9 protein-coding genes are annotated in these 13,504 nt (G+C 49.6%); all 9 read right to left on the minus strand.

Features of this window, described 5'->3' with window-relative positions; translation table 11 throughout:
• Positions 1–5: 5 nt before the first annotated feature.
• The gene (locus TH61_RS12345; protein WP_066512816.1) at positions 6–2,306 is read right to left on the minus strand and encodes a GH92 family glycosyl hydrolase; all 2,301 of its coding nucleotides are present in this window, start codon (positions 2,304–2,306) and stop codon (positions 6–8) included.
• Between the two features lie 622 nt (positions 2,307–2,928).
• Complete coding sequence (locus TH61_RS12355) at positions 2,929–3,174, minus strand: acyl carrier protein (protein ID WP_066509739.1); 246 nt, start codon at positions 3,172–3,174, stop codon at positions 2,929–2,931.
• Between the two features lie 103 nt (positions 3,175–3,277).
• Positions 3,278–6,463: an efflux RND transporter permease subunit gene (locus TH61_RS12360; protein WP_066509741.1), complete on the minus strand. Its 3,186-nt coding sequence runs from the start codon at positions 6,461–6,463 to the stop codon at positions 3,278–3,280.
• A gap of 34 nt (positions 6,464–6,497) precedes the next feature.
• Positions 6,498–7,559 carry an efflux RND transporter periplasmic adaptor subunit gene (locus TH61_RS12365; protein WP_066509749.1) on the minus strand — a complete coding sequence of 354 codons (1,062 nt, stop codon included), beginning with the start codon at positions 7,557–7,559 and terminating at the stop codon, positions 6,498–6,500.
• A 25-nt stretch (positions 7,560–7,584) separates the two neighbouring features.
• Positions 7,585–8,943, minus strand: a complete 1,359-nt coding sequence (locus TH61_RS12370) for a TolC family protein (RefSeq protein WP_231862217.1) — start codon at positions 8,941–8,943, stop codon at positions 7,585–7,587.
• Positions 8,944–9,016: 73 nt separating this feature from the next.
• Entirely contained in the window at positions 9,017–9,484 is a 468-nt protein-coding gene (locus tag TH61_RS12375; protein ID WP_066512818.1) for a GbsR/MarR family transcriptional regulator, read from the minus strand.
• A gap of 419 nt (positions 9,485–9,903) precedes the next feature.
• Positions 9,904–10,257 (minus strand): nuclear transport factor 2 family protein, encoded by a 354-nt coding sequence (locus tag TH61_RS12380; RefSeq protein WP_066509751.1) that lies wholly within the window; start codon positions 10,255–10,257, stop codon positions 9,904–9,906.
• Positions 10,258–10,469: 212 nt separating this feature from the next.
• Positions 10,470–11,048, minus strand: a complete 579-nt coding sequence (locus TH61_RS12385; protein WP_066509755.1) for an SUKH-4 family immunity protein — start codon at positions 11,046–11,048, stop codon at positions 10,470–10,472.
• A 244-nt stretch (positions 11,049–11,292) separates the two neighbouring features.
• Complete coding sequence (locus TH61_RS12390) at positions 11,293–12,945, minus strand: M28 family metallopeptidase (protein WP_066509758.1); 1,653 nt, start codon at positions 12,943–12,945, stop codon at positions 11,293–11,295.
• Positions 12,946–13,504: the final 559 nt, after the last annotated feature.

Consider the following 13,504-nt stretch of genomic DNA (forward strand, 5'->3'; position numbering starts at 1 on the left):
CTCCTTTACTGCTTCGGGGAGAACGAATATGGGAAGGCGCTTTCTTGGGTGCCGCGGTTGGTGTTGGGCTTATCCGTCATGTCAAACTTGAGACGGCCCCCTTTCATCAGGTCGAAATGGTCCACCCAGTTCTTGTCATAGCTTTTGCCGTTCACCTTTAACTCCTGCACATAGCGATTTTGGTCGCTGTTCTTAGGGGCTTCAATCTCCACCTTCTTGCCGTTCTCTAGCGTCAACGTCATCTTCTGGAAAAGCGGCGCGCCCAAAACGTACTGCGTGGTGCCGGGGCAAACCGGGTAGAAGCCCATAGCGCTGAACACGTACCAAGCACTGGTCTGACCGTTGTCCTCATCTCCGCAGTAGCCGTCTGGGGTGGGCTTGTACATGCGGTTCATGGTTTCGCGGGTCCAGTACTGGGTTTTCCAGGGGGCACCCGCAAAGTTGTATAGGTAAATCATGTGCTGGATGGGCTGGTTGCCGTGCGCGTACTGGCCCATGTTGGCAATCTGCATCTCTTTGATTTCATGAATCACACTGCCGTAATAGCTCTCATCAAACACTGGTGGCAAGGTAAATACAGAGTCCAGCTTCTTCACGAAGTTTTCTTTGCCGCCCATCAAATTCACCAGCCCCTGCACGTCATGAAACACGCTCCAGCTGTAGTGCCAGCTGTTGCCCTCGGTGAAGGCGTCTCCCCACTTGAACGGATTGAACGGCGATTGGAAGGTGCCGTCCTGGTTTTTACCGCGCATCAAACCAGTGCTCGGGTCAAACAGATGGCGATAATTCTGGCTCCGTTTAGCGTACAAGTCAATGTCTGCCTGTGGTTTCTTGAGGGCTTTGGCCAATTGGTAAATCGCGAAGTCGTCATAGGCATACTCCAGAGTGCGGGCGGCGTTCTCGTTGATTTTGACGTCATACGGCACATAGCCCAGCTTCTTGTAATACTCGGCGCCTTTGCGGCCAATGGCTGAGATGGGACCTTCGTTGTTGGCTCCGTGTAAAAGTGCCTCATACAATTTCTCAATGTCATAGCCGCGCAGTCCTTTCACATAGGCGTCCGCCACCACTGAGGCCGAGTTGTTGCCCACCATGATATCGGCGTAGCCGGGGCTGGACCATTCAGGTAACCAGCCGCCCTCCAGAAAATCGTTGACCAGACCAGCCTGCATCTCTTGGTTGATGCTGGGGTACATGAGGTTCAGGAAAGGGTAGAGCGCCCGGAAGGTGTCCCAGAAACCGGTGCCGGCAAAGCGGTAGCCTTCGTGCACCTGGCCGGTGTAGGGGCTGTAGTGCACAATCTTGTTGGCAGCGTTCACCTCGTACATCTTGTGCGGGAAGAACAGCGTACGGTACAGGCAGGAGTAGAAGGTGCGCTGCTGTTCCTCAGTACCGCCTTCCACCTCAATCCGACTGAGGGCCTTGTTCCATAAGCTGCGGGCCTTCTCTTTAGTCTGTTCAAAATTGTCTTGGGCCAGTTCACGCTGCAGGTTCAATTCTGCCTGCTCAAAGCTGATGAACGACGAGGCCACTTGCAGATTCACCTTTTCGCCTTTGGCTGTTCTGAACCCGATGACCGCGCCAGAGTGGTTGGACGTCAGTTCAAGCGAATCCTTCACCAGCGTATTGCCTCTGAACGTGCGGGAAAACGTGAAGGCCTTGTCTACATAGATGACGAAGTAGTTCCGGAAGTTCTTCGGGTTGCTGCGGGCGGCGCGGGTGGTGTAACCCATGATTTTCTTTTGCCCCGGAAGCACCTTAATGTAAGAGCCTTTGTCCAGCGCGTCAATCACCAGAAAAGAACTGTCGGCTTTGGGGTAGGTGAACCGGAACTGGGCGGCGCGTTCCGTAGGCGTGAGTTCCGTGGTGACGTCATGGTCCGCCAAGTACACGCTGTAGTAGTAGGGCTTGGCGACCTCGGCTTTGTGCGAGAACCAGCTGGCGCGGCCGTCCTGGTCAAACTTCATTTTGCCGGTCACGGGCATGATGACAAACTGCCCATAGTCGTTCATCCAGGGGGAGGGCTGGTGGGTCTGCTTGAAGCCTCTGATTTTGTCGGCGGCGTAGGTGTAGGCCCAGCCGTTGCCCATGGTGCCGGTCTGCGGGGTCCAGAAGTTCATGCCCCACGGCACGGCGATGGCGGGGTATGTGTTGCCGTTGGAAAGGCTGGGTTTGGAGTCGGTGCCCATGAGCGGGTTGACCAGCTCTTCGGGGGCAAACGGGGCTTTTTTCTTTTGGCTTTGTGCAGATGAAACGGTGCAGGCCAGCGCCAGTAGGAGCAGGGGCAATCTGAGGAGACGGTTCATGCGTTTTTGGGCTATTTCCGGAAAAATAAGCGGAAAATGGGAGATTTCCATTTTTGATTTTAGCATGCTACTAGCTTGGTCTAATGCAGATGTTTCTCAACTGCTCTTGCCGTTGTTGGTGTTCTCACCAACGACTAAAACTGCTTTTCAAACTGACTTGCTAATTGCAACACATTGTGCACGCAGTTGGCTGTTCCTGAGAAGGTTCTTCCTTCCGGTGCCCTTATGCTGTATTGTTTCATTTTCGCCGCTAAGCGCTCGCGGCCGCGGGGCCCCGTCTTCCCGCCTCGCGCTGTACCAGCTTGCCTCTTCTGCGCAGCGCCATCCTCTGCTGATCAACCAATCCTGCCTTGCCCTAACCGCCGTCCTGCCAGAGGCGGCAACCTGCTTAGGCGACTCGTCAGAAAGACTGGATTGGGTGCTAGTAGCAAAGGCCTTTGCCAAACGCGGACTCCCCCCTTGAGGGGGGCGAAGGGGGGTGTTTGCAACAACAGATGAAATCAATCAACAATCCTCTCGTTTTTGATCTACTTTCCAGAAAACAGGCCAAAAATGGAAAAAGAAAAAGGCAGGAGAAGCTCCTGCCTTTTTCTTTTGGTATGTATTGAAGAGAATGAAAATATTATTTGGTGTGTGCTGCCAGAAAATCAATAAAGTCACCAACGGTCTGCAATGGAACATCATCCGGTATCTCTACTTGGAAGCGTTTTTCCAGGTCCCAGATAATTTCTACTACTTGTAAAGTGTCTAACCCTAAATCTTGGTAAAGGTGGGCGGTAGGTTTCAGTTTGTGGGCTGGAAGTTTTGTGCGTTTCTGGATGAGGTGCACCACCTGCTCTTGTAGAGGAGGCGCTAATAAGGTAATCATAACTGATTTGTAAGGGAATGAAAAGAAGGAAAGTGGAAAGAAGAAGGGAAAAAAACGGGCGCAAGATGCGCCCGCCTTTCTATATCATTCATTCAGGTGGTATTTATACAATGGCCACGTGACCGTGGTGTTCTTTTTGGGCTTCCAGCTCAGCGGTTTCGCGCTCAAGTTCTTCGGCGGTTTTGTCAATCAAGATAATCTCCTCCGTCTTATCCCAGCCAAACTTGGCCAGAATCCGGTCGAAGCCATAGTAGATGATAGGCACCACAATGAGGGTCAGGAACATGGACGAACTCAGACCGCCAATCAAGGCCCAAGCCAGGCCGTTTTTGGTCGCGGCTACGGATCCACCCGCCAGGGCAATGGGTAGCATACCAATCACCATGGCCAGGGTGGTCATCAAAATCGGACGGAAACGGATGCGCACGGCTTCCAGCAAGGCGCTCTTCACGTCATGGCCTTCTTTCTTCATCTGGTTGGTAAAGTCCACCACCATGATGGCGTTCTTGGTTACCAGACCAATCATCATGATAATACCCAGGATGGAGAAGATGCTCAAACTCTGCGCAGCCAAAGCCAGGGCCAGCAAGGCACCAATGATGGCGAGCGGAATAGAGAACAACACTACCAGCGGGTACACATAGGAGTCATACAGGGCCACCATGATCAGGTACACGAAGATGATGGACGCCAGCAAGGCAATCCCCAGCGTACCGAAACCTTCGCTCTGGTTTTTCAAGTCCCCGGCGTAGTCAACGGTCACGCCGTTCGGTATTTTAATCTCAGCCATTTTGGCCTGGATGTCAGCACCCACAGAACCAGACGGACGCCCGATTACCTGCGAGTTTACATTCAAGGACGTCACGCGGTTGGTACGCTCTAATTGTGATGGGCCGGTAGACTGCTTCACATCAGCGAACTGGCCTAAACGTACCACTTTGCCTTGGTTGTTGATGAAGGAAAGGTTCGCGATGTCGGTTACGTTGCGGCGGTCAAACTCGTCCAGACGGATGTTGATGTCATAGTCCTCGGTACCAGAGCGGAAGGTAGCGTCTGTGTTTCCGGAGAAAGCCATCTGCATACCAGCGCCCACGCTTTCCAGAGACATGCCTACGCTGGCCATCTTGTCGCGGTCCACAATTACTTCAATCTCGGGGTTACCGCCTTCCACAGACACTTCCACGTCTACGGTTCCTGATACGCCTTCTACCACCTTGGTAACGCGCTTAGAGAAGGCAATCAGGGTGTCCAAGTTAGAGCCTGACAGAACTATCTGAATAGGCGCCTGGGCGTTCCCTACCAAACCTACAGGTACCGGAGAAACCTCCACGTTAGGCAGTTTGCTTTCAATATCAGCTTTAGCCTGACGGCTGAATTGCTGGGTACTGAATAAACGGTCTTTCACATCTACCAAGGCTACAGACAGTTCAGCTTGATACGCCGAAGTCTGTCCTGCCTGCGAAGAAGCCGTAGTACCCACTGTGGTGAACACGCGTTTCACTTCAGGGATGGTGCGCAGGTATTCTTCTACTTGTTTAGTGGCGTAGTTGGTTTGCTCTACGGTGGAGTTCTTCGGTAATTCTAACTGCAAGCTCACCTCACCACGGTCACCCGCCGGAATGAACTCAGACCCGATGAACCCGAATGGCACCAGCATGAACGAGGCAATCAACAACAGGAACGTAACCCCCAGCGTGATGAACTTGTGATTGAATGCCCACTTCAAGGTATTGGTGAAGCCTTCAATGATGTTGTCCAGTTGACGCTCAAACCAAAGGATAAACCGCCCGAACATGTTCTTATCAGACACGTGCTCCAGTTTAGAGAAACGGCTGGCCAGCAAGGGAATCAAAGTGAAAGCCACGAACAAGGAGATCATGGTCGCAATAGAAACCACCACCGCAAACTGGCGCAAGATGTCAGATACCAGACCGGTAGACAAGGCAATAGGAACGAACACCACCACAATTACCAGGGTGATGGACGTAACGGTCGCCATGATTTCTTTGATACCGTCATACGCTGACTGCGCTGGACTTTTGCCCATCTCCATGTGCCGGTAAATGTTCTCAATCACCACAATGGCGTCATCCACCAGAATGCCTACCACCAATGAGAGGGCCAATAGTGACATCAAGTTCAGGGAGTAACCCAGCAAGAACATGGCAATGAAAGTAGCCACCAACGAGGCCGGGATGGACACCATCACAATCACTGCGTTCCGGAGGGAGTGCAGAAATAATAACATTACCACGGCCACTAGAATAATGGCAATGATCAAGTCATGGATCACCGAGTCAGCGGCTTCTAGGGTAAAGTTGGAGCTGTCTGAGGCGATGTTAAATTTAAGGCCTTCCTTGGCATAGATTTTCTCCAGGTTGGCCAAAGCAGCCTTGGTCTGGGCACTCACCTCCACGGCGTTCGCATCTGACTGCTTCTGGATGGTAATCCCCACCGATGCTTTGGAGTTGATACGGCTCAACACGTCCACGTCTTTCTGGGTATCCTGCACCTCGGCTAGGTCAGAGAGACGTACGGTACCGTTCTGGTCAGATTTAATGACCAGGTTGCGCAGTTGGTCCAGGTTCTGGTACTTACCCGCCAAACGTAGCTGGGTCTGGCCGTTCTCGTTCTTGATTCTACCCGTTGGGAAGTCCAGGTTAGAGTTCTTGATGCGTTGTTGTACCTGCAAGATAGAGATGCCATAGGCTTCCAATCTGTCAGCCTTGATGTTGACTTTAATCTCACGCTCAGCCCCACCCAAAACTTTAATCTGGGCCATGCCCGGCACGCGGGAAAGCTCTGGCTTAATCTTGTTGTCAATCAGATCGAAGAACTCGGTGGCGGGCATGTTGGCGGTGGCCCCCATCTTGATGATAGGCAGGTCGTCAAAGTCAAACTTGTTCAACGTAGGCGGGTCAGCGTCTTCTGGCAGACGGGCCAGAATGGCGTTGATTTTCCGCTGGGCGTCCTGCAAACTCAAGTCTACGTTGGTGCCCTGGTTCAATTGAATGGTGATGATGGAGAAACTCTCCAGGGAGGTTCCTTTCATCTCCTTCACATTCTCCAGGGCAGAAAGCGCGTCTTCAATCTCTTTGGTCACTGAGTTCTCTACCTCATTTGGCGAAGCACCCGGATATAGCGTGGTAATGGTTAATACCGGCGGACTGAACTTGGGCAACAACTCGTAGTTGAGGGAGTTGTAGGAGACAACGCCTAGGAGCGTGAGGACCGTGAAGACCACCACTACCAAGGTTGACCGCTGTATAGATAATTTGGTTATGTTCATGTTCTAAACTTCTTCTGTAAAAAGAAAAGGATGATTACTTAAGCGGTGTTACCTGGATGCCTTCGCGCAGGTTGATCTGGCCACTGCGTACCACTTGCTCTGTTGGTTGAACCCCGTCCAGAATCTCTACCTGGTCTTGCGTTACAATGCCCACTTTCACTTTGCGCAGATAGGCTTTGTTGTTTTTCACCACGTACACGCTTGGGTCCTGAATGCTACCTACAATGGCTTCACGGGGTAACAAAAGCGCGTCACGCTGGGCGTTCACCGGGAAGAAAGCGGTACCGTACATACCCGCACGCAGGTTGTTGTTGGCAGTGTTTTTTACTTCAATCTCCACGTCAAACTTTAAGCTGGCATCTGCGGCGGCGCCAATGGCCATCACCGTGCCTTCGTATTCCTGGGCTCCGCCTGCGTTGGCAGTCACTTTCACCTTCTGGCCTTTGTTAATTAAAAGCACTTCAGACTCAGAGGCTTTCACATTCAGTTTCAGGCGGTCAACGTTCACGATGTCATACATCTTGGTGCCAGCGTTGGCGTTCAGGTATGAGCCTACCTCAATGTACATCTCGTTGATTTGGCCGCTAATGGGGGCCGTCACGCGGGTGTTGTTCTGGTTCTGACGGGCGGCTACCAACTGCGCGCGGGTAGCGTTCACGTTGATTTGAGCGTCTTCTAACTGGCGTTTGGTCACCGCGTCACCGGCAATCAGATTTTTCATGCGCTCCAGGTCTTTCTGGGCTTTCTGGTAGTTGGCGTTGGCCGTAGCTAGGTTAGCATTGCTGGTGTTATCTTCTACCTGCAACAGCAACTCGCCGGCGCGCACTTTGTCGCCTTTGCGCTTAAGCACCCGCTGGATCTGACCAGAGATCTCTGAAACCAAGGTGAGGCTCTGCACGGGCTTGAAATTTCCTTGCGCGGTGAACGACTTGTCCAGCTTAGCCGACGTAACCTCGGTTAAGGTCACCGGAATGGCCTCGCTCTTGATTTCAGCAACGGCAGCCTTAGCGGTCATTTCTTTTTTGTTCTTGTTTAAGGTGTAGGCAACGGCGCCTATCAACACAACTGCAAGCAGGATATAAATCAGTTTTTTCATTTTATGGGTGATGTACAGGTAAGGATTATTGGACTAGGTTACTTAATTCGCCGCGGGCTTTGAGGTAGTTCAGCTGCGCGATTTTGTGTTTCAATCGTTCATTGTTGACGTTGGTCTGCGCCTCTCTCAGGGCCACCTCGGCATCCAATAAATCTGTCAAGGGAGAAAGACCTTCTTTGTATAGTTTGTTGGTAGTGTCATACACCTCCTGGGCCATGCGCACGTTGCGCTCCTGGTTTTCAATAGACAATTCACTGGTGCTTATTTGCTTGAGGGCGTTGTCTAAGCTCATCTGCGTGTTCAAGGTCAGGTTTTGAATGCTTAAATCCGTCTTTTTTACCTCTAGCTCTGCCTGACGGGTCTGGTACTTGCGCTGGAAACCGTCAAAAATGGGCACGTTCAATTTTAAGCCCAGCACAAAGGTGTTGAACCAAGGTTGGCTGGTGTCAAAGAGGTTAAACTCCTGGCGCTGCGCATTGTAAGAATACTGACCAAAACCAGCCAGCGTAGGGTAGGCCCTGCCTTTGATGTTTGAAATGTTCAGGCCGTACAAGTTCTTCTGAGTCTGCAAGGCTTTGAAGTCTGCACGGTTGGCCAACACCTCATTGGCATTAGCCGTTAGCGGAAGCACAGTGGTGACCAAAGTAGTAGACTCCTCCAATTCAATGGGCTGATCCATGGGCATGCCCATGAAGAACTTAAGAGCGTTCTTCTGCTGCTCATAAGTAGAGGCCAAGGCCTCGCGCTGGTTCTCCAGATTGGTTTTATTGACCGTGATGCGGTTCACATCTACCTTTTTGGCGAAGTCGTTTTTGTATTGCAGCGTCAGAATCTTCTCTAATTGCACCAAGCGGTTGTAGTTGGCGGCAATAGTGTTGAACTGCTCTTTGGTCTGAAGCGCCTGTAAGTAGGCAGAGCTCACGTTGTACAACACGTCCTCTTTGCTCATCTGGGTACGCAGACGGTACAAGTCACGGGTAGTGGCCGCCGCTTCTAATCCTACAAAATAGGACTTGCTGAAAATCAACTGAGACAGCTCTAGCCCGCCGGTGGCGTTGTATTTCTGACCAAATTTCACAGGCACGTACGTGCCCGGCTCGCCAATGATTTCACCTGGCAACAACTGGGTAGGGATGGACGGAGAAACGGTGAGCTGTCCAGTACCATTAATCTGAGGCAGACCAGAGCCTTTGGTTTCCTTTATCTTATATTCAGCGCCTTGCTCATCCAATTGAGACTGTTGAATGGAAATATTGTTAGCGGTTGCAAAAGTAAGCGCCTCTTTCAAGGAGAGAGTAGTCCCCGCCTGAGGTTGATTTTGCGCAAAACTGGACCCTGCCGTCAGTGAGAGGAAAAGCCCCAGTAATAAATGCTTCTTATTCACGGTTTTACTAAAATTAATTGGTTTGTATCTTTCTTTGTAGTTCAGGAAAATGAGAACCAAATGGGTAAAAAAATTATTTCTGTCGGTCTTTCAACCATTTTTCCAGCAGCATGGGCACTTGGGAGGATAAGAACTCCATGAATTCAATCCGGTCCAACACTTTTTGGTTCATGTCTGGGTTGGCATCACCTCTTAAGTCGTTGGCCTGTCTCAATAGCTTACTGAACGCCAAGATGGAGTTCATCTTATTAACCACTTCCTGGTTCCAGTTGTCCAACAGGGCGCTAAAATAGCGCTTGCGATCCCCAGAGAAGGTAGTGTACTCTATCAGGCGCATCTGCAACAACAGATTTAAGGCATTGCTTGTAGCGCTTTTGCTAATGTTCAAGGTCTCAATGATTTCTTCAAAAGTGAGGTACGGTTTCTCAGAAACAAACAGCAAGCCCATGATGCGTCCAGTCACCGGCGGAAAGCCTTGCTGCTCATGGTAAATGCCAATCTTTTCAATTAGCTGCTTTTGCTCTGGTGATAGTTTTAACACAGGTTTGTTCTCTTTGTTTGAGGTAGAACGCTGCAAAGATACTGGTTAGTTTCTTTAGTTCTTAATTTTGAGAACTAATTTTTATTCTTTTTTATGAAAAAGGTAAAAAAGGGTATCCCAAGGCCAGATTCTGCGATTTTAGAAAGAGGAAGGGCCTAAAGATGGCGCAAAGATAATGGAATATTTGACCTGCGGATGAAGTAGTTGTGGGCGCAATGGGGGAATGATTGCTTCCCAATTAACTTTTCACAAACCGCTTTTGGCTTACTTTCTGGAAAACAAGCCAAAACAGAGGTGATGTTTAAATATAGTGCTAACAGAAGTGATCTCGTTTTAAAGCAGACCTGCTGTAAAGTGTTGGTATTTTGCGTAAATAAATTCTATACGGGTGATGCTTTCAAGTGTGTTGTTAGGTTTCCCTATTCATTGGTTTTGATTACGAAAGCCTTCAACTCAGCCATCTTCCCATCCCTAAATCGCCAAACATCACAGTAGGAGTATTCAGCCATTTGACCATCAGTATCTTTCAATCTGATTTTGCCAAGGGCAGTCACATAATCGCCTTCTGCTATCAAGTTTTCAACCATAAACTTAGGAGGCTCCAGATACGCAGAGGCTATGTACCGCCGGACGGCTTCCTTCCCTAGTAAGATCTGGTCCCCCACGAAGGTCCACGCCGTATCATCGGTGCAGAAAGCCAGAAATCCTTCATTGTCACCCTTCGTGATAGCCGCGTTTGCCTTTTCTAATATTTTCTTATTCTCCTCTGCCATTTAGATTTCTTTGCTATAGGTTAAAGTTTTATAGAATAATTATGGTCAGATGTTTCTCAAATAGGTAGCACCACTCTTTAAGACGGTATCTACAAGTCTTTTTGGGTGTTTAATTAACAAGGAATTTATAGTAGCCTTAACGGCTAGTATAAAAAACGTGCGAGGCCGTCGGCCGAAGCATGATTTTTATACAATGTTAGCACCTGTAATTTTTAATTTTCTTTAAGAAAGTATTCTCTGTTAGCTAACAGATTCTCCAGTTCATAAAACCAGAAGTTACCCTCACTTACAGCTTTCTCATCTATTGACTTTAATCTATAGTTAAGCTTTTCAAATTGTTCGTCCGTGAAATTGGAGTCGAGGAAAGCGTCCTCTCCATTCAAGCTTATTACTTCTTTCCCAAATTCCTTGTAGGCAGATAGAAACTGAAATAACTCATTTACTGAAGTATTAACAAAGGTACTTTCGAATTCCTGCTCATGGTTTAGCACAACGACTTGGCAACCATTCATCAAGTCGATACAAAATGGGTCGCCGGCACCTTCTGAGCCAATTATTAGAAGAAATTGATGTGCGAATTCTTCAGTTTCATAAACAAGTGCAATCGATTCTAGATTTAGAGTCGCTTCATTATGCCCAAATGTGAGAAAAGGTGCAGCTGATTTTGGGAGCCCGACTATAGACAAAAATTGAGTTGTATCATCATTGGCTCCCTTTTTTGAAAGTAAGTCACCATCAAATTTGGACAGCTCTTTACCAGTCCAGTATTTAAGCAATTCTTTATAATTCATATTTATTGGTGCTAACTATTGTATAAACCGAACTATTCGGCTTATCTGCACTTTGTGCGTTATGCAGGTCCTTACTAAATTCTTATTTTAACCCAACAAAAGTGGGCTGATGAATATACTACATTTAGTTTGTTGCATATTCATCAGCCCACAATGAAACCAAATAATAGGCTCCATCATAACAGGTACAGGCATATGCGCTCATGCATGGCTGATTCTTCCTCAGCAACCTGTACATTTCCTGCTACTGGCCAAAACGCGTCCCGAAGAAGTCACCTTGTTTCCAGGTTGGACGCTCTGGGGTATTGGCCACCTGGTAGCTGATTAAGAAGTTGAGCTGCACGTACTTCCTGCCGGCGTCAAAGTCAAAGGTGTCATTGAGTTCATCCTGTGGCTTGTGGTAGTGGATGGCGCGCCATTCGGCCACTTTCTTGTTGAGGTTGTTGAGGCCGTCGGCAGTTTTGTTTCCGTACTTGATGTGCAAAGCCGGAATGCCCTGCGTCACGAAGCTGTACTGATCGCTGCGTATGAAACGGTTCTCATTCGGCTCTGGGTCGGCTTCTACGGTCATGCCCAGGTAGGAAGCCGCATAGGCCACCGGTGTCTCTAAGGTAGAATGGTTAGAGCCTAAGCCCACCACCGATAGGAGCGGGGCAATGATGGTGGGCATGTCGGTGTTTATGTCAGCCACAATACTGCTCTTTGGTACGGTAGGATACTTGGCAAAATAGGCAGAGCCCAGCAGACCCATCTCTTCTGCAGTCACCATCACAATTAAGATAGAGCGCTTCTGTTTGTCTTTGAGGCGGGTGTAAGTGCGGGCAATCTCTAACAAGCTAGCTACGCCAGAGGCATTGTCATGCGCGCCGTTGTTGATGGAGTCGCCGTTCACTGGGGCCGTGATGCCCACGTGGTCCAAGTGTGCGCTGTGCACCACGTATTCATTCTTCAGTTGTGGGTCAGAGCCGGTAATCTTGCCAATCACGTTCCAGGAGTCGAAGTCCTTGTTAGAAGAGGTGTAGCTGGCCTTCACGGTCTGCTTTAAATCTGCCGAGGCGGGTTTGCCACTGCGCAAGGTGCTAAACGCCTGAGCCGTATCAAGACCCGCTTTCACAAAGAACTGGTGCGTAGCCGGCGCCGACAACGTAGCCATCAGTTTGATTTTATCTGAGACATAGTTTCTTGAGGTGGCTACTTTGCCATCAGCTCCGGCCACGCTGTTCACGCCTCTGGAGAGGTTGGGTACGGTAGCTTTCGGGTTCTGCGTGTTGGTGGCCATGAGCACGCCCACCGCGCCATGCTCGGCGGCGTTTCTCAAAATGGTGGTCACGTCAATGCTGTAAGAAGCCACGGTAGAAGGGAAGCTTTTGGGAGCACCGCGCAGTACCATCACAATCTTGCCTTTCACGTCAAGGCCCGCATAGTCATCATACCCCAGGTCCGGGGCCGAAATGCCATGCCCCACAAACACCACCGGCGCGTCTACGCTAGACTGGGCTTGCTCTGGGTGCGGGTTAATGGCCACGTCTTTGCCCACGGTCCAGGTCTGCGGAGTACCTTGGCCCGTCACCTGGCTGGTGAAAGAAGCGTCGGCGCCTGTGAAGGAGCGTCTCAGGCGCACTAGTTGCAGGTAGGTGTTGTTTTCGCCGCCCGGCTCTACGCCCATTTTCTTGTATTGATTGACCACGTAGTCCACGGCCATCTGGTAGCCTTCAGTGCCCGGTTGGCGGCCTTTGAGTTTGTCATCTGCCAGGTAGGCAATGTGTTTTTTGATATCGCTTGGCTTAGTTTTCTTCAAAGCCTTGGTCACGTTCTTGGGTACCTCCAGCGTTTGGGAGAAGGCCGTGCCCGTGCTCAAAAGCGCACTCAGACACAGCAGGAGAGAGGATCGTTTCATGTTGTTGGTTGTATGAGATTGGAGCAGGAAATTACTAATTAATGTAAGACGGAACACTATTTCTTGGGACACCATGGTCGTTTTTGGCTTGTTTCCCAGAAATCAGGTCAAAAATGGAAACAGCCTAAGAGCCTGTGAGTGTAGAAATAAAAAATCCCTGCTACGGGCATAGCAGGGATTTTCAAGAATTAGGCAGATGTTAAAACGATTTGAACGCTTAGGGATGGTTACAACAGAAACCTATCGGTTGGGCTGCTGACGCACCGGCACGGGAATAGGCTGGAGCGTAGGTCCGGTTAAGCGGGATATTAATTTTTTAAGTAACGAAGCGATGGAGGATAGTGTGTTGCTTGTCATGGGTTCAGTTTAAAAAGTTAAGCGGGTTTAGCGTCTAGTCCAGACACCCGAAGTTCACAGAGCCCTTACTCTCCCTCCTTTTCTACCAACGAAGTATAAGGTACAAGATTTTACGGGGATGTGTTGTTTCCTGAGGTAAAATCTTTTTTTATTCTTCTTTGGTTATATGTAGGTACAACAATTATGCCGCCTTCTCTGTTCC

The sequence above is a fragment of the Rufibacter sp. DG15C genome (assembly GCF_001577755.1).
GTDB lineage: Bacteria > Bacteroidota > Bacteroidia > Cytophagales > Hymenobacteraceae > Nibribacter.